General features: G+C 64.8%; 18 protein-coding genes. 12 read left to right on the top strand and 6 right to left on the bottom strand.

Annotated elements, in window-relative coordinates:
* Position 1: 1 nt before the first annotated feature.
* The 9 genes from algG to KSS94_RS04550 all read left to right on the top strand — a co-directional run bounded on the left by algG (position 2) and on the right by KSS94_RS04550 (position 10,649).
* Positions 2 to 1,561, top strand: a complete 1,560-nt coding sequence (gene algG, locus KSS94_RS04590; RefSeq protein WP_217841862.1) for a mannuronan 5-epimerase AlgG — start codon at positions 2 to 4, stop codon at positions 1,559 to 1,561.
* A gap of 13 nt (positions 1,562 to 1,574) precedes the next feature.
* Positions 1,575 to 3,017, top strand: coding sequence for an alginate O-acetyltransferase (locus KSS94_RS04585; protein WP_217841861.1), 1,443 nt, complete (start codon positions 1,575 to 1,577; stop codon positions 3,015 to 3,017).
* Positions 3,018 to 3,025: 8 nt separating this feature from the next.
* Entirely contained in the window at positions 3,026 to 4,126 is a 1,101-nt protein-coding gene (locus KSS94_RS04580) for a mannuronate-specific alginate lyase (RefSeq protein ID WP_217841860.1), read from the top strand.
* Between the two features lie 221 nt (positions 4,127 to 4,347).
* A complete protein-coding gene (locus KSS94_RS04575; RefSeq protein WP_217841859.1) occupies positions 4,348 to 5,808 on the top strand; it encodes an MBOAT family O-acyltransferase in 1,461 nt (486 codons plus the stop codon).
* A 10-nt stretch (positions 5,809 to 5,818) separates the two neighbouring features.
* Entirely contained in the window at positions 5,819 to 6,979 is a 1,161-nt protein-coding gene (locus KSS94_RS04570; RefSeq protein WP_217841858.1) for an alginate O-acetyltransferase, read from the top strand.
* 17 nt (positions 6,980 to 6,996) lie between these two features.
* Positions 6,997 to 7,644, top strand: coding sequence for an alginate O-acetyltransferase AlgF (locus KSS94_RS04565; protein WP_217841857.1), 648 nt, complete (start codon positions 6,997 to 6,999; stop codon positions 7,642 to 7,644).
* A gap of 35 nt (positions 7,645 to 7,679) precedes the next feature.
* A complete protein-coding gene (locus KSS94_RS04560) occupies positions 7,680 to 9,134 on the top strand; it encodes a mannose-1-phosphate guanylyltransferase/mannose-6-phosphate isomerase (protein WP_217843522.1) in 1,455 nt (484 codons plus the stop codon).
* 135 nt (positions 9,135 to 9,269) lie between these two features.
* The gene (locus KSS94_RS04555) at positions 9,270 to 9,734 is read left to right on the top strand and encodes a multidrug transporter (protein ID WP_217841856.1); all 465 of its coding nucleotides are present in this window, start codon (positions 9,270 to 9,272) and stop codon (positions 9,732 to 9,734) included.
* Between the two features lie 102 nt (positions 9,735 to 9,836).
* Positions 9,837 to 10,649 (top strand): SDR family oxidoreductase, encoded by an 813-nt coding sequence (locus KSS94_RS04550; RefSeq protein ID WP_217841855.1) that lies wholly within the window; start codon positions 9,837 to 9,839, stop codon positions 10,647 to 10,649.
* A 40-nt stretch (positions 10,650 to 10,689) separates the two neighbouring features.
* On the opposite strand, the gene KSS94_RS04545 is transcribed toward KSS94_RS04550, so the two are convergent.
* From KSS94_RS04545 to KSS94_RS04530, 4 genes are all read right to left on the bottom strand, one after another.
* On the bottom strand, positions 10,690 to 12,120 hold the full coding sequence (locus KSS94_RS04545) for an efflux transporter outer membrane subunit (protein WP_217841854.1): 1,431 nt from the start codon (positions 12,118 to 12,120) through the stop codon (positions 10,690 to 10,692).
* A gap of 59 nt (positions 12,121 to 12,179) precedes the next feature.
* Complete coding sequence (locus KSS94_RS04540) at positions 12,180 to 13,241, bottom strand: HlyD family secretion protein (RefSeq protein WP_217841853.1); 1,062 nt, start codon at positions 13,239 to 13,241, stop codon at positions 12,180 to 12,182.
* Positions 13,242 to 13,269: 28 nt separating this feature from the next.
* On the bottom strand, positions 13,270 to 14,811 hold the full coding sequence (locus KSS94_RS04535) for an MFS transporter (RefSeq protein WP_217841852.1): 1,542 nt from the start codon (positions 14,809 to 14,811) through the stop codon (positions 13,270 to 13,272).
* Between the two features lie 269 nt (positions 14,812 to 15,080).
* A complete protein-coding gene (locus KSS94_RS04530; RefSeq protein WP_217841851.1) occupies positions 15,081 to 15,986 on the bottom strand; it encodes a LysR family transcriptional regulator in 906 nt (301 codons plus the stop codon).
* A 229-nt stretch (positions 15,987 to 16,215) separates the two neighbouring features.
* On the opposite strand from KSS94_RS04530, the gene KSS94_RS04525 reads away from it, so the two are divergent.
* The 3 genes from KSS94_RS04525 to KSS94_RS04515 all read left to right on the top strand — a co-directional run bounded on the left by KSS94_RS04525 (position 16,216) and on the right by KSS94_RS04515 (position 17,787).
* The gene (locus tag KSS94_RS04525) at positions 16,216 to 16,665 is read left to right on the top strand and encodes a universal stress protein (protein WP_217841850.1); all 450 of its coding nucleotides are present in this window, start codon (positions 16,216 to 16,218) and stop codon (positions 16,663 to 16,665) included.
* A gap of 617 nt (positions 16,666 to 17,282) precedes the next feature.
* Positions 17,283 to 17,516: a hypothetical protein gene (locus tag KSS94_RS04520; protein WP_217841849.1), complete on the top strand. Its 234-nt coding sequence runs from the start codon at positions 17,283 to 17,285 to the stop codon at positions 17,514 to 17,516.
* A 16-nt stretch (positions 17,517 to 17,532) separates the two neighbouring features.
* The gene (locus tag KSS94_RS04515) at positions 17,533 to 17,787 is read left to right on the top strand and encodes a DUF3077 domain-containing protein (RefSeq protein ID WP_217841848.1); all 255 of its coding nucleotides are present in this window, start codon (positions 17,533 to 17,535) and stop codon (positions 17,785 to 17,787) included.
* A gap of 95 nt (positions 17,788 to 17,882) precedes the next feature.
* Here KSS94_RS04515 and KSS94_RS27485 read toward each other — a convergent pair whose 3' ends face one another.
* Both KSS94_RS27485 and KSS94_RS04505 read right to left on the bottom strand, forming a co-directional pair.
* Positions 17,883 to 18,662 carry an RHS repeat-associated core domain-containing protein gene (locus KSS94_RS27485; RefSeq protein WP_437179992.1) on the bottom strand — a complete coding sequence of 260 codons (780 nt, stop codon included), beginning with the start codon at positions 18,660 to 18,662 and terminating at the stop codon, positions 17,883 to 17,885.
* 86 nt (positions 18,663 to 18,748) lie between these two features.
* Positions 18,749 to 19,615: an efflux RND transporter periplasmic adaptor subunit gene (locus tag KSS94_RS04505; RefSeq protein ID WP_217841846.1), complete on the bottom strand. Its 867-nt coding sequence runs from the start codon at positions 19,613 to 19,615 to the stop codon at positions 18,749 to 18,751.
* Positions 19,616 to 19,623 lie beyond the last annotated feature (8 nt).

The following is a 19,623-nucleotide window of genomic DNA, read 5'->3' as shown; positions in this document are numbered from 1 at the left end:
TATGAACCTGCACCCGAACCTTCGCCACAGCCTGCTCGCCAGCGCCCTGCTGCTGGCCAGCGGCATGGTCGCCGCGGCCGAGCCTGCGGTGATCGCCAAAGAGCTGCAACAGGCCAAGACCTACACCGTGGCCAGCGCGCCGATCGAGCCGCTGCACATGGACCCGCCCAAGTTGCCCGACCTGTCCGGCTACACCGCCGAAGCGGTGGAGAAAAAGATCGACCGCCGCCACAAGGGCAAGGTCAGCGTACGCCGCATGCTCCAGGAGGACAGCCTCAAGGAGTTCATCGGTGGCGACAACAAGGGCGCCGAATGGGTACGCCGCCAGCACGGCATCCCCCAGGCGATCTTCATCGACGACGGCCATGTCGACCTGGTCGAGCTGAGCAAGAAGGTGCCCAAGCAATACCTGCGCGAAACCGCACCGGGCGTGTACCTGGCGCGCCTGCCGATCGTGGTCGGGCAAAAGGGCGTGCTGGAGATCGACGGCAAGGTCAAGCAACTGCGCCTGTCCGAAGAGGGCGGCTCGTTCATCGTCAACGACGGCAAGCTGTTCGTGCGTGACACGCAAGTGACCGGCTGGCGCGAACAGGCCAACGGCCCGGCCACCTTCCGCAAGCCCGACGAGTTTCGCCCGTTCCTGCTCAGCTGGGGCGGCACCGAGACCTACATCGTCAACAGCAAGATGGAAAGCTTCGGCTACTCCAAGTCCAAGTCGTACGGCGTGAGCATCTCGCAGTACACCCCGAACATGGCCAAGCAGATGGGCCGCAGCGAACCCACCGGCTGGATCGTGGGTTCGCAGTTCAGCGACATGTGGTACGGCTTCTACTGCTACGAGACCAGCGACTTCGTGGTCAAGGACTCGACCTACCGCGACAACATCGTCTACGGCATCGACCCCCACGACCGCTCGCACCGCCTGATCATCGCCGGCAACACCGTGTACGGCACAAAAAAGAAGCACGGGATCATCGTCTCGCGTGAGGTCAACGACAGCTGGATCATCAACAACAAGAGCTACGACAACAAGCTCTCGGGCGTGGTGATCGACCGTAACAGCGTCAACAACCTGATCGCCTACAACGAGATCTACCGCAACCACACCGACGGCATCACCCTGTACGAAAGCGGCGACAACCTGATCTGGGGCAACAAGCTGATCAACAACCGCCGCCACGGCATCCGCGTGCGCAACAGCGTGAACATTCGCCTGTACGAGAACATCGCCATGGCCAACGGCCTGGTGGGGGTGTACGGGCACATCAAGGACCTCTCCGACACCGACCGCGACATCGCCCTCGACCCGTTCGACACCAAGGTGTCGTTGATCGTGGTCGGCGGCGAGCTGGCGGCCAACGGCTCCGGCCCCTTGTCGATCGACTCGCCGCTGTCGGTGGAGCTGTACAAGGTGTCCATGCTGATGCCGCGCAAGTCCAGCGGCATCAGCCTCAACGGCGTGCTTGGCGAGCGCCAGGACGAAATCCTCGACCTGCTGGTGCGCCAGCAAAAGGCTGTGCTGATCGACCCGGTCGAACGCCAGACCGAAATGATCGACTAAGGAAGCCCAGACCATGACCCCACACTTGATGAAACTGCTGGGCCTGTCCGCCGCCCTTCTGGCCATCAGCCAGGGCGTGCGCGCCGAAGACGTCGTTGCACCGACCTTCAGCGCCGAGCCCTGCTGCCAGCTGTGCCCCGAAGCCCACGACGCCAGCCGCTACACCACCCGCTACCAGCAGAACTTCACCACCCTGGTGCAAGCCCAGGGCGACTGGCTGTTCCGTACCCGCGAAGACCTGCGCACCGAGTTCGACACCACCGCGCTCGGCTACAAGCGCCTGCAGCAAGTGCACGATGCGTTCAAGAAGCGCGGCGTGGAGCTGGTAGTGGTTTACCAGCCGACCCGTGGCCTGGTGAACCGCAACATGCTCAAGCCTGAAGAAAAGGCCGCCTTCAACTATCAAAAGGCCCTGCACAACTACCAGGCCATGCTCGCCCGCTTCAGCAAGATGGGCTACAACGTGCCCGACCTGTCGCCGCTGACCAACGAACAGCTGGCCGCCGCCGACCAGGGCAAGGATTTCTACTTCCGCGGCGACCAGCACTGGACGCCGTACGGCGCCGAGCGCGCGGCAAAAATCGTGGCCGACACCGTGCACAAGATGCCGGCCTTCGAAGGTATTGCGCGCAAGGAATTCGAAACCAAAAAATCCGGGCGCATGGGCAAGACCGGTACCCTGCACAACGTCGCAGGCCAACTGTGCGGCACCAGCTACGCGGTGCAGTACATGGACCAGTTCGCCACCGAACCCAAAGGCGCCGCCGGCGGCGACGAGCTGTTCGGCGACTCGGGCAACGCCCAGATCACCCTGGTGGGCACCAGCCACAGCGGCAAGAACTACAACTTCTCGGGCTTCCTCGAGCAATACATCGGCGCCGACGTGCTCAACGTCGCCTTCCCCGGCGGTGGCCTGGAAGGCTCGATGATCCAGTACCTGGGCAGCGAAGAGTTCCAGAACAACCCGCCGAAGATCCTGGTGTGGGAGTTCTCGCCGCTGTACCGCCTCGACCAGGAAACCATCTGGCGGCAGATCCTCGCCCTGCTCGACGACGGCTGCGACGACCGCCCGGCGCAGATGAGCGCCAGCGCCACCCTCAAGCCCGGCAAGAACGAGCTGATGGTCAACGGCAAGGGCGGCGTGATCAAGGACCTGGTCAACCGCAACCACCAACTCGACATCAAGTTCGAGGACACCTCGGTGAAGGTGTTGCAGGCCACCCTGTGGTACCTCAACGGCCGCCACGAAGACATCAAGATCGAGAAGCCCGAAACCTCCGACACCGATGGCCGCTTTGTCTTCCAGATGCGCGAAGACGAAGACTGGGCCAGCCAGAATCTGCTGGCGCTGGAGGTGCAAGGGCCGGAAAGCGGCACCCAGAAAGTCGAAGCGAAACTGTGCAAACGCAATAACTTCGCCAGCCCCGCGCAACATACCGCGCAGGCCGGCCAGTGAGGCGACCCATGACATCGTTCAGCCGCAAGACCGCACCCGCCCTGCTCGCCCTCGCCCTGTTCGGCGCGGCGGCGCAGGCCGCGCTGGTGCCGCCCCAGGGCTACTACGCCGGTATCGACAAGCTCAAGACCGGCGACGGCAACTTCAGCTGCGAAGCGGCGCCCAAGCCGTACACCGGCTCGCTGCAGTTTCGCAGCAAATACGAGGGCTCCGACAAGGCCCGCGCCACCCTCAACAAAGCCTCGGAAAAGGCCTTCCGCGATTCCACCGCCGACATCACCCGGCTGGAGCGTGGCGTCAGCAAGATGGTCGGCCAGTACATGCGCGACGGCCGCCCGGCCCAGCTCGACTGTGTGCTCAGCTGGCTGCAGAGCTGGGCCAAGGCCGATGCGCTGGAGTCCACCGACTTCAACCACACCGGCAAATCCATGCGCAAATGGGCGCTGGGCAGCATGAGCGGTTCGTGGCTGCGCCTGAAGTTCTCCAACTCCCAGCCGCTAGCCGCACACCAGGCCCAGGCCGAGCAGATCGAAAAATGGCTGGCGCGCCTGGCCGAGCAAACCGTGCGCGACTGGAGCGACCTGCCGCTCGAGAAGATCAACAACCACAGCTACTGGGCAGCCTGGTCGGTGATGGCCACCGCCGTGGCCACCGACCGCCGCGACCTGTTCGACTGGGCAGTGAAGGAATACAAGGTCGGCGCCAACCAGGTCGACGAGCAGGGCTTCTTGCCCAACGAAGTCAAACGCAAGCAGCGCGCCCTGGCCTACCACAACTACGCCCTGCCGCCGCTGGCGATGATCGCAAGCTTTGCCCAGGCCAACGGCGTGGACCTGCGCGCCGAGAACAACTTCGCCCTGCAACGCCTGGGTGAAGGCGTGCTGGCCGGCGCCCGCGACCCGATCCACTTCAAGGAACGTGCTGGCGAGAAGCAGGACCTGACCGACCTCAAGGAGAACAGCAAGTACTCCTGGCTCGAGCCCTGGTGCGCGCTGTACCACTGCGTCGGCGACACCCAGCAGCGCAAGCAGCACATGCAGCCGTTCAACAGCTTCAGGCTCGGCGGCGACATGACCCGGGTCTATGACCCGAGCGCAGAAAAGAAGTAAAGCCGGGGCCGCTTTGCGGCCCATCGCGACACAAGGCCGCTCCCACAGGGTGCGCGCCTTGGCTGAATGAACAGGGCTCTTGTGGGAGCGGCCTTGTGTCGCGAAACGAGGGCGAAGCCCTCGCCAGCAATGGTTGAGGCAACAAAGGTTTCCCCTGCATTGGCGCGGGGGGTTTGGGGGGCGCTGTGCCCCGAGTGCTGTGCATAACTAGGAGAACCGGGATGGTCTTCTCGTCCAACGTGTTCCTGTTCCTGTTCCTGCCGGTTTTCCTCGGCTTGTACTACATAAGCGGGAACCGCTACCGCAACCTGCTGCTGCTGGTTGCCAGCTACATCTTCTACGCCTGGTGGCGGGTGGACTTCCTCGCCCTGTTCGCCGGGGTCACCCTGTGGAACTACTGGATCGGCCTGAAGGTGGGCGCCGCCGGCGTACGCACCAAGCCCGCGCAGCGCTGGCTGCTGCTGGGGGTGGGCGTCGACCTGTGCATCCTCGGCTACTTCAAGTACGCCAACTTCGGGGTCGACAGCCTCAACGCGATCATGACCTCGATGGGCCTGGAGCCGTTCATCCTCACCCACGTGCTGCTGCCGATCGGTATCTCGTTCTACATCTTCGAGTCGATCAGCTACATCATCGACGTGTACCGCGGCGACACCCCGGCCACCCGCAACCTGATCGACTTCGCCGCCTTCGTGGCAATCTTCCCGCACCTGATCGCCGGCCCCGTGCTGCGCTTCAAGGACCTGGTCGACCAGTTCAACAACCGCACCCACACCCTGGACAAGTTCTCCGAAGGCTGCACCCGCTTCATGCAGGGCTTCATCAAGAAAGTGTTCATCGCCGATACCCTGGCGGTGGTGGCCGACCACTGCTTCGCCCTGCAGAACCCCACCACCGGTGATGCCTGGCTGGGCGCGCTGGCCTACACCGCGCAGCTGTACTTCGATTTTTCCGGCTACAGCGACATGGCCATCGGCCTGGGGCTGATGATGGGCTTCCGCTTCATGGAGAACTTCAAGCAGCCGTACATCAGCCAGTCGATCACCGAGTTCTGGCGCCGCTGGCACATCAGCCTGTCGACCTGGCTGCGCGACTACCTGTACATCACCCTGGGCGGCAACCGCAAAGGCACCTTCAACACCTACCGCAACCTGTTCCTGACCATGCTGCTGGGCGGGCTGTGGCACGGCGCCAACTTCACCTACATCATCTGGGGCGCCTGGCACGGCCTGTGGCTGGCCATCGAACGGGCGCTGGGCCTGGACACCAACCCGCAGCGCTTCAACCCGGTGAAGTGGGCCTTCACCTTCCTGCTGGTGGTGGTCGGCTGGGTGATCTTCCGCGCCGAGAACCTGCACGTGGCCGCGCGCATGTACGGCGCCATGTTCAGCTTCGGCGACTGGCAGCTGTCGGAACTCAACCGCGCCCAGCTCACCGGCCTGCAGGTAGCCACGCTGATCGTCGCCTACCTGACCCTGGCGTTCTTCGGCCTGCGCGACTTCTACCGCAACGCCACCCCGGCGCAAGCGCCACGCACCCCGGTGCACATCAATACCGACGGCTCGATCGGCCTGGACTGGAGTCGGGTGATGACCCGCGCCCTGGTGCTGCTGCTGTTCGTCGCCTCGGTGCTCAAGCTCTCGGCGCAGAGCTACTCACCGTTCCTGTACTTCCAGTTCTGAGGCATCGATCATGAACCGGACACTTCGCATCACCTATTCGCTGTCGTTCATGGGCCTGCTGGTAGGCCTGGGCGTCTGGTCGGTCGGCGGGCTGGAAAGCTTCAACCGCACCGAACAGATGACCCTGCTCAACGGCAAGCTGGCCAAGGCCGCCGAAACCCACTACGACGAGCAGTTCCCGATCAAGCGCATCGGCACCAACCTGTGGGCCGCGCTGGACTTCAAGCTGTTCAACGAAGGCCGCCCGGGCGTGGTACTGGGCCGCGACCAGTGGCTGTTCACCGACGAGGAGTTCAACCCCACCGCCGGTGCCCAGCAGCAGATGCAGGACAACCTGGCCCTGGTGCGCGGCGTGCGCGATGCGCTGCAGCGCCAGGGCGTGCAACTGGTGCTGGCGATCGTGCCGGCCAAGGCGCGGCTGTACGCCGAGTACATCGGCAAAGAGACCCCGGCCAGCCTGCACGACGACCTGTTCAACCAGTTCCACGCCCAGGTGCGCCAGGCCAACGTGCTGGCCCCCGACCTGCTGGCGCCGCTGGAGCAGGCCAAGGCCCGTGGCCAGGTGTTCCTGCGCACCGACACCCACTGGACACCGATGGGCGCCGAGGTGGTGGCCCAGGCCGTGGCCGAGGCAGTCAGCCGCCAGCAACTGCTCAGCGGCGAGCCGCAGCAGTTCATCACCGAGGCCGGTGCCAGCGCGCCGTACAAGGGCGACCTGACCAACTTCCTGCCGCTCGACCCACTGTTCAGCAACCTGCTGCCGACCCCGGACAACCTGCAGCAACGCAGCACCCACCCGGTGCAGGCCGAAGGCGAAAGCGGCGGCGACGCGCTGTTCGACGACAGCCAGATCCCGGTGGCGCTGGTGGGCACCAGCTACAGCGCCAACCCGCACTGGAACTTCCTCGGCGCGCTGCAACAAGCCCTGCGCAGCGACGTTGCCAACTACGCCGAAGACGGCCATGGCCCGCTGCTGCCGATGCTCAAGTACCTGCAAAGCGACGCCTTCAAAGACGCCCCGCCACAGGTGGTGGTGTGGGAATTCCCCGAACGCTATCTGCCGATGAAAAACGACCTCAGCAGCTTCGACCCGCAGTGGATCGCGCAGCTGAAGAACTCCCGCAAATCCGAAGAAAACCTGGCCTTGTCGTCCAACCGGACGGACCACTGATAGAGAGGAACACGCACATGACTAGCAAAACCAAAATTGCCAAAGCCCTCACCCTCGCGGCCGGCCTGACCCTGGCTTCGATGCAGGCCTTCGCCGGCGCCGACGCCGCCCTGTATGGCCCAAGCGCACCCAAGGGCTCGACCTTCGTGCGCCTGTACAACGCAGCCAGTGCCCCGACCGCAGCATCGGTGGGCAACACCCAGATCAAGCAGGTCGGCGCCCAGGCCAGCAGCGACTTCAGCTTCCTGCCAGGCGGTGACTACACAGCCCAGGTGGGCGGCAAGAGCGTGCCGGTGAAGCTGGCTGCCGACAAGTACTACACCCTGGTCAACAACGCAGGCGGCAACCCGCAACTGATCGAAGAGCCGCCGTTCAAGAACAAGCAGAAAGCCCTGGTGCGCGTGCAGAACTTGAGCGACCAGCAGCTGACCCTGAAGACCGCCGACGGCAAGACCGAAGTGGTCAAGCCGGTGGCTGCCAAGGGCCGTGGCGAACGTGAAATCAATCCGGTCAAGGTCAACCTTGCCCTGTATGCAGGCGACAAGAAAGTCGGCGACGTCAAACCCGTCGCCCTGGAGCGCGGCGAAGCGGCCGTGCTGTATGTCACCGGTTCCGGCAACAGCCTGTCGCCGGTGTGGGTAACTCGCCCCGTGGCTAGCAACTGATCCCCCTGCCTCTTAAAAACTATTGGAGAAACATGATGATCCCGGTAATTCTTTCTGGTGGTAGCGGTTCGCGTCTGTGGCCTCTGTCGCGCAAGCAGTTCCCCAAGCAGTTCCTGGCACTGACCGGCGAACACACGCTGTTCCAGCAGACCATCGAGCGCCTGGTGTTCGAAGGCATGGACACCCCCATCGTGGTCTGCAACAAGGACCACAAGTTCATCGTCCAGGAGCAGCTGGGCGCCCTGAAACTTGAAACCCAGGCCATCCTCATGGAGCCGTTCGGGCGCAACACCGCCCCTGCGGTGGCGATGACCGCCATGAAGCTGGTCAACGAAGGCCGTGACGAGTTGATGCTGGTGCTGCCGGCCGACCACGTGATCGAGGACCAGAAAGCCCTGCAACGTGCCCTGGCCCTGGCCACCGTGGCCGCCGAGCGTGGCGAGATGGTGCTGTTCGGCGTGCCGGCGACCAAGCCTGAAACCGGCTACGGCTACATCCGCTCCAGCCAGGACGCGCTGCTGCCCGAAGGCGTGGCGCGGGTTGCGCAGTTCGTCGAAAAGCCCGATGAAAAACGCGCCAACGAGTTCGTCCGCGCCGGCGGCTACTTCTGGAACAGCGGCATGTTCCTGTTCCGCGCCAGCCGCTTCCTCGAAGAGCTGAAAAAGCACGACCCGGACATCTACGACACCTGCCTGCTGGCCCTGGAGCGCAGCGACGAAGAGGCCGATGTGCTGAGCATCGACGAAGCCACTTTCGCCTGCTGCCCGGACAACTCCATCGACTACGCGGTGATGGAAAAGACCCAGCGCGCTTGCGTGGTGCCGCTGTCGGCCGGCTGGAGCGACGTGGGCTGCTGGTCGTCGCTGTGGGACGTGCACGAAAAAGACGACAACGGCAACGTCACCAAGGGCGATGTGGTGGTGCAGGACAGCCACAACTGCATGATCCACGGCAACGGCAAGCTGGTGTCGGTGATCGGCCTTGAGAACATCGTGGTGGTCGAAACCAAGGACGCCATGATGATCGCCCACAAGGACAAGGTTCAGGGGGTCAAGCAACTGGTCAACACCCTCGACGCGCAAGGCCGGACCGAGACCCAGAACCACCTCGAGGTGTACCGCCCGTGGGGCTCGTACGACTCGGTGGACATGGGCGGGCGTTTCCAGGTCAAGCACATCACCGTCAAGCCCGGTGCTGCGCTGTCGCTGCAGATGCACCACCACCGCGCCGAGCACTGGATCGTGGTCTCCGGCACCGCCGAGGTGACCTGCGACGAGAACGTGTTCCTGCTGACCGAGAACCAGTCCACCTACATCCCGATCGCCTCGGTGCACCGCCTGCGCAACCCGGGCAAGATCCCGCTGGAGATCATCGAGGTGCAGTCCGGCAGCTACCTGGGCGAAGATGACATCGAGCGCTTCGAGGATGTGTATGGGCGTACCTCCACGCCGGTGGAGCGCGGGGTTTCGGTGAAGACCATCGCGCAGTAACCGCTGAGGGCCCGATCGCCGGCAAGCCGGCTCCTGCAAAGATCCCTGCAGGAGCCGGCTTGCCGGCGATGCTTTTGAGCCCCACCCCATTTCCCGCTAGGATGATCGAACCCCCGCCACCAAGGCCTGCCCACCATGATCATCGGCGCCCTGCTCATCCTCACCTGGCTGGTCCTGCTGCTGCGCTACCCGGCCAAGGCCCTGCCGATTTCCCTGGCGGCCGTGTGCGGCCTGGGGCTGGTGGCGCTGGGGGTGGTCTGGCAGGACACCCGCGAGGCCTCGCAACTGGCCCGCCTGGACATCCGCCTGAGCTACGCCCCCGACCAGTGCCCCGCCGACCGCGCCTTGCAGGTGCGCATGAAAAACGGCAACAAGGCCCCGCTGACCGAACTGCGCTGGCGCGTGGCGGCCTATGCCCCCGGCGACACCGTGAACCTGGCCGAGAATACCTACAACGCCCCACGCTACCGAGGCCCCGGCGAATTGCAGCCGGGCCGCGAGTGGAGCGACTGCCTGCCGGTGCCGCCACTGCGCTCGGGGTACCGGGCACAGACCCTGGAGTTTCGTGCCGAGCACCTGCAAGGTACATTCGCCAATTGATTCAGCCCTATCGCGGGGCAAGCCCGCTCCCACGGTGTGTTCGTGGGAGCGGGCTTGCCCCGCGATAGGGTTCTCCATACCCACACAGAACAGGCCCGCCCCATGCCCACCGTCCTCATCACCGGTTGTTCCAGCGGCATCGGCCGCGCCCTGGCCGACGCCTTCCGCGATGCCGGCCACGATGTCTGGGCAACCGCCCGCAAGCAGCAGGATGTCGAACAGCTGACCAGTGCCGGCTTCACCGCCCGGCAACTGGACGTCAACGATGCCGACGCCCTCGCCCGCCTGGCCGAGGAGCTGCCGCAACTGGACATGCTCATCAACAACGCCGGCTACGGCGCCATGGGCCCGCTGCTGGACGGCGGCGTCGACGCCATGCGCCAGCAGTTCGAAACCAACGTGTTCGCCGTGGTCGGCGTAACCCGCGCGCTGTTCCCGCTGCTGCGCCGCTCGCGCGGGCTGGTGGTGAACATCGGCAGCGTCTCCGGCGTGCTGGTAACCCCGTTCGCCGGCGCCTACTGCGCCTCCAAGGCTGCCGTGCACGGCCTGTGCGATGCCCTGCGCCTGGAGCTGGCGCCGTTCGGCATCCGGGTGATGGAAGTGCAACCCGGCGCCATCGCCTCGCAGTTCGCCAGCAACGCCCAGCAGCAGGCCGAGCAGGTGCTGGGCGCCGATTCGCCGTGGTGGCCGCTGCGCGAACAGGTGCAGGCCCGGGCGCGCGCCTCGCAGGACCGGCCCACCCCAGCTGCGGTGTTCGCCCAGGAGTTGCTGGCCGCCACGCGCAAGTCGCCGGTGCCGGCGCTGGTGCGCATCGGCAATGGCAGCACCGCCCTGCCGCTGATGGCACGGCTGCTGCCGCAGCGCTTGCTGGACTGGGTGCTGCGCAAGCGCTTTGGCTTGTTGCGCCCGCTTTGACAGGAGCTGCGTTTGTTTCTGGCTTTGCGCGTGACAGCCATCAGGCCTTGTCGAACGCCTGCCAGCCACCACCCAGGGCCTTGTACAGGCCTACCAGCGCCTGCGACACAGCCGCCGAGCTGTCGATCCACTGCTCCTCGCTGGCCAGCAGCGCCGATTGCACAGTCAGCACGTTGAGAAAGTCCACCGCGCCTTCCACGTACTGACGCTGGGCGGTTTCCAGGGCGATGCGGTTCTGCCGCACGGCCTCGGCCAGGTGGTCGCGGCGCAGCTGGCTGGCGTTGTACAGGCGCAGCACGTCGTCGATCTCGTGCCAGGCGCCGAGCACCACCTTGCGGTAGTTCAGCGCCGCTTCCTGCTGCTGCGCCTCGCGCAGCTGCAGCGTGCCCTTGAGCCGCCCGCCTTCGAAAATCGGCAGCGACAGTTGCGGGCCGAAGGCGAAGCGGCGCGAATCCCAACCGCCGAAGTCCGACAGCTGCATGGCCTGGAAGCCGACACTGCCCGACAGGCGAATGCTCGGGTAAAAGTCGGCCTTGGCCACGCCGATGCTGGCGGTGGCAGCATGCAGACGGGCTTCGGCCTGGCGAATGTCGGGGCGGCGCTCGGCCAGCTCCGACGGCACGCCGATAGCGAAGCGCTGCTGCGGCGCCGGCAAGTCGGCAGCCTGCTGCAACTGGGCCTGCAGGCTGCGCGGCGGTTCGGCGGCGAGCAGGCTCAAGGCGTTGATCAGGTCGTCGCGGCGGGCTTCGAGCGTTGGCAGTCGGGCTTCGATCGAGGCCACCTGGGCGCTGGCCTGGGCCACGTCGAGCCGGGTGGCTACACCTTCGGCCTGGCGGTCTTCGGAGAGCTTCAGGCTGTGCCGGGCGACCTTGAGGTTGTCTTCGGTCACCTGCAGGGTGTGCTGTACGGCGCGCAGCTGGATGTAGTTGCCGGCGGTCTCCGAGAGCAGTGCCAGCAGCACGCCGTTGCGGTCGTTCTCGGCCACCTCGACACTGGCATCGGCGGCCTCGACCTGGCGGCGCACACGGCCCCACAGGTCGAGCTCCCAACCGGCGACCAGGTCGCCCTGCCACAGGTTGTAGGCTTCTTTACCGGCCTTGCCCGACGGGTCGTTGAGGCCTTCGGCGCTGTTGCGCGCGCGGCTGTAGCCAGCGTTCGCATCTACCGACGGTGCTTCATCGGCGGCCACGGTGCCGCGCAGGGCCCGGCTTTGCAGCAGGCGGGCGCTGGCCATCTGCAGGTCGAGGTTGCGCTCGGCGACTTTCTGGATAAGCGCGCTGAGCTGCGCGTCGTGGAAACTGTCCCACCAGCGCAGCTCCAAGGGTTCGGCTACGGGTTGGCTGGTGGCGGCTTCGCCTTGCAGGGCGGCCCAGGCTTGCGGGGCATCAGTGGTCGGGCGCTGGAAGTCCGGGCCGAGGGTGCAACCAGCCAGCAGCGCGGCCAGTAATGCCGGGGCCGCTGCACGCCCCATTCGCGGCACAAGGCCGCTCCTACAAGCCCCGACGTTCTCAACATGTTTAACTTGGCCGCTCATCGCGCGGTCACCTCTTTACCCGCCAACTGGTCACCCTGGGTATCGATGGTCGCCTCCACCGACATGCCCACCCGCAGGCGCGCAAGCAGCGGCTGGCCGTCGTCGAAGACGATCTTCACCGGAATGCGCTGCACCACCTTGGTGAAGTTGCCGGTGGCGTTATCGGGTTTAACGGCCGCGAAGGTCACCCCGGTGGCCGGGGCGATGCTCTCGACGTGGCCATGGAGCTTTTCGCCGGCAAAGGTATCGACGCTGATGGTCACCGGCTGCCCTGGCTGCACATGGGTCAGCTGGGTTTCCTGGAAGTTGCCGACGATGTAGGCCCGCGCCAGCGGCACCACCGACAGCAGCCGCGCACCGGGGTTGACGTAGGCGCCTACGCGCAGCGCACGCTCGCCGACCATGCCGTCCACCGGGGCACTGATGTGGGTGTAGGAGAGGTCCAGCTGGGCCTTTTCCAGGCCCGCTTCGGCGCGCTTGAGCTGGCCGTTGGCACTGGCCACCTGGGCGGTGAGAATGTCCACCTGCTTGCGCGTGGCCAGCAGCGCGGCCTGGGTGTTGGCCAGCCGCGCCCGGGCCTGGTCGACCCGGCTGCGCGCCTGCTGGGCGTTCTGCACGGTGCCGGCGCCCTGCTCGGCCAGGCGGCTGTAGCGGCCCACCTCATGGTCGGCGAAGGCCACTTCGGCCTGGGCAGCTTTGACCGCGGCCTCGGCCTGGGCGATCAGCGCCGCCTGGCGCTCCAAGGTGGCGCGGGCGTCCAGGCTCTGGGCCTTGGCCACCAGCAGTTGGGCCTGGGCAGCATCAAGGGCGGCCTGGTAGTCGCGGTCATCGATGGTCGCCAGCAACTGGCCGGCCTCGACCTGCTGGTTGTCCTCCACCAGCACCTCTTTGATGAAACCTGCGACCTTGGGCGCCACCACGGTGTAGTCAGCGGTTACATAGGCGTCGTTGGTGCTCTGGCGCTGGTCGCTGCCGAACAGCCAGGGGCCGGCGATGGCGGCCAGCACGGCCACGGCCAGTACCGAGCCGATGAAAAGCGTTTTGCGGTTGGGGGTCATTTTATGTTTCTCGAATTCATCCACAGGCTCAAGCCACCGCACGCGGCGGGTAGACCCGGGTAGGCACGAAGGGGATCAGGCAGATCAAGGCAACGGCGATGCACGCCATCACCAGGTAAAGGTCGGCAGAGGTCAGCACCAAGGCCTGGTCATGGATGCGCTTGGCCAGATTCGCAGCGTTGTCGTCGAGCAGCGGCGCATTGCCCAGGCTGTCCACCAGGTGGTTGGAATGAAAATGCCGGCGCAGGGTGCCCAGGGCGTCGAGCAGGCCACCGGCAATCACCGCCGCCAGGCCCTTCACGGTGTTGAACCAGCTGGAGGCGAACGGGCCTTCCTGCGGGGTCATGCCGTTGGTCGAGAGCATCAGCAGTGGCAGCACCGCCATCGGCTGGCCGAACACCTGCAGCAGGTAGAAGGGGTAGAAGTCGCCGCGAATCCACTGCGAAGTCAGCAGGCTGCTGCCCACGCACGAGGCCGCCAGCATCGCCAGGCCCACCGCCAGTACCCAGCGGCAGTCCACTGCACGGATGTTGCACAGCGCCGCGGTGAGCGGCAGGGCGATCAGTTGCGGCATGGCCACCAGCATCATCAGCGGGCTGGTCTGCGCCGGGCGGTAGCCCTGGATTTGCGCCAGGTACGCCGACGGAATGCTGCCAACGCCTGAAAGCACGATCAGCACCCCGGCCAGGGTCACCAAAGCGAAACTCAGGTTGCGCCGCCCAAGCATGCGCAACTGGAAGAACGGCAGCGGCTCGGACCATTCGTTGAGCATGAACAGCACCAGCAACAACAGGCCGCCGCCCAGCAGCCAGCAGATCAGGGGCGAATCGAACCAGCCCCAGCGATCGCCCAGGGACAACCCCAACACGATGCAGCTGATGGCCGGCAGGCCAAGCAACACGCCGCGCCAGTCGAACTGCTTGAAGCGCTCCAGGCGCAGCGGGTCCTGGGGCAGGCCCCAGCCGACGCAGGCAATGGCCACCAGCGACGGCAGGATGATCTGCCAGAACGCCCACTGCCAGCCGACGTACTCGGTCCACAGCCCCGCCAGCGGCGTGCCCAGGTTGGGGCCGAAGGTGGCGGTCAGGGCGTAGCAGGCCAGGCCGTACACCTTGATGCCCGGCGGCAGAAAGCGCAGCGCCACGCTCATCAACATCGGCGGCAGGGCACCCGAGGCGAAGCCCTGCAGCACGCGCAGCAGCATCAGGCTGTGCAGGTTGGGGGCGAAGGGTTGCAGCAGGCCGAGCACGGCGAACAGGCCGACAGCGGTCATGGTGAAGCGGCGCAAGGAGAAGGTGGTGGCCAGCCACGGCGCAAAGGCCATGGCCGATACCGAGGCGGCGCTGTACACCGCCAGCAGCCAGGCACCCTCGTCGGCGCCGATGCCCATGGCGCCGCGAATATCGCCGAGCGATATCTTGGTCACCGCCTCGTTGAGCCCGGCGCACAGCACCGCCAGCAACACGCCGAACAGCCCCACCACCACCTGCACGCCAAACGCCGTCTGCACAGGGGCGGCCGGCGCGGGGGCGGCGGCCAGCGCGGCAGAGGGCGCGGTCAGGGAACTCATGGGAAGACATCTCCAGCAACAAATTTTTGGCTGGGGCAAGTCTAAGAAGGTCGAATGCTGACGGAAAGCGACTTGTTGGAAGGTTTATGTTGCGCCAGACGCAATCGGCGTTTTCGGAAGGTGACGCGATCTCTGTGGGAGCGGCCTTGTGTCGCGATGGGCTGCGAAGCAGCCCCAGCAATCTTGTATGGTGCCGAAGTTCTGGGGCTGCTTCGCAGCCCATCGCGACACAAGGCCGCTCCCACAGGGAATCAGGCCATTCCACTCGATCAAGGCTCACCGCCGCAACAGGCCTTCATGGTCCTGCGCAACCAGCGGTGCGCCGGGTCGTTGTCGAACCTTGGGTGCCAGGCCTGCATCACCCGCACCTTCTCCAGCGGCACCGGAATTTCGAACGAACGCAGCGGCAAACCGAACTTGGCCACGCTGCCGAGGATGTTCGCCGGCATCGGCAGAATCAGGTCGGATTCGGGCAGCGAGAACATCGCCGAATGAAAACTTGGGGTAATCAACGCCACCCGCCGCTGCACGCCGTGGGTGCCCAGCTCCACATCGATCGGCCCGTTGGCCCGCCCGCGCCGCGACACGCTGATCTGCGGGTATATGGCAAAACGCTCCGGGGTGATTTCATCGTCGAAGATCGGGTGGTCGGCCCGCGCCAGGCCGACGAACCAGGTGTCGAACAGGCTCTGCACCTTGATCTCGGGCACCAGCTCGATACTCGAACTGACCACCAGGTCGATCTGCCCGTTGCGCAGCACCAGGTCGTCATCGCCCTGGTGCTCAGGCACGAAACGCAGCACGGTGTTCGGCGCCTCGGCCATCATCATGTGCAGCAAGCGGGCGCCGTACAGGGCGATGAACAGGTCGTTGGTGCGAATGTTGAAAGCCCGGTCGAGGTTGGCCAGGTCCACCTCGTCGCCACTGCGAAACACCTGCCCGGCCTGCTCCACCAGCAGCCGCACCTGGTCACGCAGGGCCAGTGCCCGGGGCGTGGGCACCAGGCCGCGCCCGGCGCGCACCAGGATCGGGTCGCCCATGGCATCGCGAATGCGCCCCAGGGTGCGGCTCATGGCTGCCGGGCTCAGGTTCATGCGCTGCGCCGCGCCGACCACACTGCCCTCGTCGAGCAGGGCATCGAGGGCGACGAGCAGGTTCATGTCCGGGAGTTGCATGGCAGTTTTCCGTGACTGCTGTGGGAAACGCGATGGTAGCAGGTTGCTGGATTGCGTCAGACGCAATGGCGCCGTGCGTGGGGGGCCATTTATTTGCGGGGGGCAATGCATCGAGAATGCGCTGACCTTCATCGCCAGCATGCCGGCCCTTACAGGCAGCGCATCTCCTTGTAGGAGCCGGCTTGCCGGCGATGGGGCCCGACCTGCCTGGACCCTGTAAGGAAGCCCCATGCCCCACCCAGTCCTGATCGCCATCGACGCCTCCCCCGCCGCCGGCGCTCTGCTCACCCTGGCCCGCCGCTACTGCCGCCCCGGCGAGCACACCTTGCACGTGCTGCTGGCCATCGACAGCACCTTCGCCGTGCACGACCAGCCCAAGGCCTACACCGAGCAGGAGCTTGTGGAATACCCCGCGGCCTGCGACGAACAGCAACTGGCCGAACGCGCCGTCGCCACCGCCGTGCGCGCCCTGCGCGAAGCCGGCTTCGACAGCCTCGGCTGCATGGTCGCCGGGCAACCGGTGGAGGCCATCGTCGCCAAGGCCCGGGAGCTTGAATGCGAGCTGATCATCATGGGGCACCGGCATCTGTCGCGGCTCGGCAGGCTGCTGGACCCGTCGATCAGTGCCAAGGTGATTGACCGGGTTAAAGTCCCGGTTTTGGTAGGGTTGGGCGAGTAACGAGCAAATCAATGTTTCGAAAATGCCTATTCGAGTGACTGAGCCCGGCCTAGTTTTGGCAATCAGATGCGTCCTGTATTAGCATTTGCCTGCAGCCCTAAGCCGCCCTCTCCCGGAAGCCCTTCTGGTCATGCCGGTGATGACGCTAGGTACGTATCAATGGCCCCGCTTTTGCTGGGCCATTCTTTTTATGCTTTTGAAGTCCATTTCCTACAAACACATCGAAGAGCATCAACATAGGCATATGAGGTTTCATCTCACCTGCTCTGGAAACGGTGCAAAAAGCCAATTTCCATCAGACTTTCCCCATTCCCTGTAGTCCATTTCCCAAACATACTCCCAGCCCCTTTCAGGCCATTGCTGTGCCTCCGATCGCGCCCTAGTCTCGCCGGGTCGTTGCCCATTCAACGACCGGGCTTAGCCGCTCGCAACACGTCGGACACAGCACTGCCAATTCGGTACCGGGCAATCGGTAGCGGCGCTTCATGGCAACTGTGCGCGGGGCACCTTCGGGTGCGCCGGGTGCCTGACGTCCCGGTCGGCTAACCCGCGTACAGCTGCCACCCATTCGTTTAGCCGCGCTCGGTGGTAGCTCCAACTACGTCAGGAGCATTGCCATGCTGAAGATAGTCCCCGACCCACCCCTTTCCCCCGAACTCTCAACCCTCCTCGAAGACCTGCTGATCCAGGTTTCCGAACGACTGTTCAGCGCCATCGCGGTCACCCACCAGAACGCCCTGCTGCAAGCCACCTCGTCAGGCCGTGGCCTGTCGCTGGCGACCATGCACGAGCTCGAAGCCGCCAGCACGCTGGTGGAAACCGCCCTGGGCAAGATCCAGGTCAGGCACTGACAAGGGAGTGATCAAGATGAACGACAAGACAGCCGGCGTGACCGGCTTCGGCTATGGCGATGGTGAGCAGCCGCTGTTTCGGGTGCAGCCCGGGCAGGATGCAAAGCTTGCGATGGAGCAGGCCTCGGCGATCATGACCTGCGTGAAGCGCATGACCCTGCTGGCGGCCACCGATGGCGAGGCGAACCTGGGTTGGGGGGCGCACTTGCTGAGCGATATGGCCAAGGCGGTGATGGATGATGTGGAGGTTGGCCGAGGGCGCGATTCGTAGGAGTTCAAGGCCGCCATCGCGGGGCAAGCCCGCTCCCACGCGGTAGATGCGTGGGAGCGGGCTTGCCCCGCGATGGCGTCCTTGCCGCTAATTGCCTATGGCTGAGCAGCCAGGTAGGACTGCCTCACGATCTTCACATCCGGAGCCAACTGCTCCATATGCATCTTCACCGACCACAGCCTGTCGTAAGGTGTCTTGTAATGGCCGCTGTAGTTGGTCAGCACAATTTTCTCTTTCTTCATCACGAACTCCCTAGCGGCCACAACGGCCGGACTGGTCCCATGCTTCCGGGCTGCAATGGCGGCAAAGCTCGCGTGAGTGGAGTAGACCTGGGCATGTTCGAAACTGCCGACGATCAGTTCACCCTTGTCGGTAACCAGCCACTTGTGGGTCATCGGGGAGGATGAGCGAAATACACCGTCCAGAGAACTGGCGTCCTTTACGACATCAAGCTTTGCCTGCCCCTGACGCAAGTTCCGTTCGGTGATCACGACCTCTTCCTTGACTCGGCCAACGTTGGTGTTCGTCAGCGCCCCGAAAGATCCGACCCGCTTCGGCCCTCCTGTCAGCTTCTGCCAAGTACGTTTAAAGGAAAACTGCCCCGACGGGTCAACCTGATTCACAGGATCACCCATGCAGTAGGCATAGGCATTCAGGCCTCCACGACCGAAGGGGCTCAGCCTGTCCGGGCCCTGGAAGCGCATCAGCCTGACGTTGTAAGTCCTGTGTCCGTTCCCCAGCGCGTAGTTGCCAGTAAGTGCATCAGCATGAGCACCATTGAACCCGAGCAGCCATGGAGCCTCGACGAGGAGGCTGGAATAGCCGTAGGGCCCGTAGCCCCGCCAATAACTTGACCTGCGTGCAGCTGCGCTCATCTTTGCGCCCTCCATCTGCCCTACCCGACGAAACCATCACTACCACTATCGTCCGAGTGAGCAGGCCTGGATAGCTGGCAAAACTATCAGTTCTCTGTAGCGGCCGGTTTCACCACCACCGTACAAGTCGTCCCCGCCGCCAGCAGATACCCCTCGGGCACTTCATCGATGTGAATGCGCACCGGCACCCGCTGGGCCAGGCGCACCCAGTTGAAGGTCGGGTTCACATCGGCAACCAGCTCGCGGCTTTGCGGGTTGTCGCGGTCGTAGATGCCGCGGGCGATGCTCTCAACATGGCCATTCAGGCGCTCGCCGCTCATCATCTGCAGCTCGGCCTTGTCGCCCACTTTCACGTGGGGCAGCTTGGTTTCTTCGAAAAAGCCATACACCCAGAACGAATGCTCATCCACCACCGCCATCACCGCCTCGCCGGTACGGGCGTAGTCGCCCTTGTGGATGTTCAGGTTGGTCACGTAGCCATCGACGGTGGCGATGATTTCGGTGCGTTTGAGGTTCAGCTCGGCGGCGGCCAGCTCGGCCTGGGCGTGCTGGTAGTCGGCCAGGGCCGAGCTTGCGATGTTGCTGGCGTCGTCGCGGTTCTCCTTGGAGATCACCAGGTTGTCCATGTCGGCGCGGCGCCTGGCGTTGACCTTGCGCATCTCCCAGGTGGCCTTGCGCGAGGCGACCATGGCCTTGGCCTGGTCCACCGCCAGCTGGTAGTGCTCGGCGTCGATGCGCATCAGCACGTCGCCCTTCTTCACCTGCTGGTTGTCTTTTACCGGCACATCCACCACATAGCCCGGCACATCGGCGGCCACGTTGATGATGTCGGCGCGCACGCGCCCGTCGCGGGTCCAGGGGGTGGTCATGTAGTGCAGCCACAACTGCCGGCCGATCACCACGGCAGCAGTCAGCACCAGCAGGGTGGCGATCAGGCTGAAGAACTTTTTCATCGAAGGTT

The organism is Pseudomonas fakonensis (assembly GCF_019139895.1).
Taxonomy (GTDB): domain Bacteria; phylum Pseudomonadota; class Gammaproteobacteria; order Pseudomonadales; family Pseudomonadaceae; genus Aquipseudomonas; species Aquipseudomonas fakonensis.
Note: the sequence above shows the minus strand (reverse complement) of the source record. Positions and strands in the feature narration are given on the sequence as shown.

What these genes read in the sequence shown, in the direction of transcription:
- KSS94_RS04525 (WP_217841850.1), top strand. Translation starts at nt 16,216, where the DNA reads ATGCCCCACCCAGTCCTGATCGCCATCGACGCCTCCCCCGCCGCCGGC.
- KSS94_RS04515 (WP_217841848.1), top strand. Translation starts at nt 17,533, where the DNA reads ATGAACGACAAGACAGCCGGCGTGACCGGCTTCGGCTATGGCGATGGT.
- KSS94_RS27485 (WP_437179992.1), bottom strand. Translation starts at nt 18,662, where the DNA reads ATGAGCGCAGCTGCACGCAGGTCAAGTTATTGGCGGGGCTACGGGCCC.
- KSS94_RS04560 (WP_217843522.1), top strand. Translation starts at nt 7,680, where the DNA reads ATGATCCCGGTAATTCTTTCTGGTGGTAGCGGTTCGCGTCTGTGGCCT.
- KSS94_RS04545 (WP_217841854.1), bottom strand. Translation starts at nt 12,120, where the DNA reads ATGGGGCGTGCAGCGGCCCCGGCATTACTGGCCGCGCTGCTGGCTGGT.
- KSS94_RS04520 (WP_217841849.1), top strand. Translation starts at nt 17,283, where the DNA reads ATGCTGAAGATAGTCCCCGACCCACCCCTTTCCCCCGAACTCTCAACC.
- KSS94_RS04540 (WP_217841853.1), bottom strand. Translation starts at nt 13,241, where the DNA reads ATGACCCCCAACCGCAAAACGCTTTTCATCGGCTCGGTACTGGCCGTG.
- KSS94_RS04535 (WP_217841852.1), bottom strand. Translation starts at nt 14,811, where the DNA reads ATGAGTTCCCTGACCGCGCCCTCTGCCGCGCTGGCCGCCGCCCCCGCG.
- KSS94_RS04565 (WP_217841857.1), top strand. Translation starts at nt 6,997, where the DNA reads ATGACTAGCAAAACCAAAATTGCCAAAGCCCTCACCCTCGCGGCCGGC.
- KSS94_RS04530 (WP_217841851.1), bottom strand. Translation starts at nt 15,986, where the DNA reads ATGCAACTCCCGGACATGAACCTGCTCGTCGCCCTCGATGCCCTGCTC.
- KSS94_RS04505 (WP_217841846.1), bottom strand. Translation starts at nt 19,615, where the DNA reads ATGAAAAAGTTCTTCAGCCTGATCGCCACCCTGCTGGTGCTGACTGCT.
- KSS94_RS04570 (WP_217841858.1), top strand. Translation starts at nt 5,819, where the DNA reads ATGAACCGGACACTTCGCATCACCTATTCGCTGTCGTTCATGGGCCTG.
- KSS94_RS04575 (WP_217841859.1), top strand. Translation starts at nt 4,348, where the DNA reads ATGGTCTTCTCGTCCAACGTGTTCCTGTTCCTGTTCCTGCCGGTTTTC.
- KSS94_RS04550 (WP_217841855.1), top strand. Translation starts at nt 9,837, where the DNA reads ATGCCCACCGTCCTCATCACCGGTTGTTCCAGCGGCATCGGCCGCGCC.
- algG (WP_217841862.1), top strand. Translation starts at nt 2, where the DNA reads ATGAACCTGCACCCGAACCTTCGCCACAGCCTGCTCGCCAGCGCCCTG.
- KSS94_RS04585 (WP_217841861.1), top strand. Translation starts at nt 1,575, where the DNA reads ATGACCCCACACTTGATGAAACTGCTGGGCCTGTCCGCCGCCCTTCTG.
- KSS94_RS04580 (WP_217841860.1), top strand. Translation starts at nt 3,026, where the DNA reads ATGACATCGTTCAGCCGCAAGACCGCACCCGCCCTGCTCGCCCTCGCC.
- KSS94_RS04555 (WP_217841856.1), top strand. Translation starts at nt 9,270, where the DNA reads ATGATCATCGGCGCCCTGCTCATCCTCACCTGGCTGGTCCTGCTGCTG.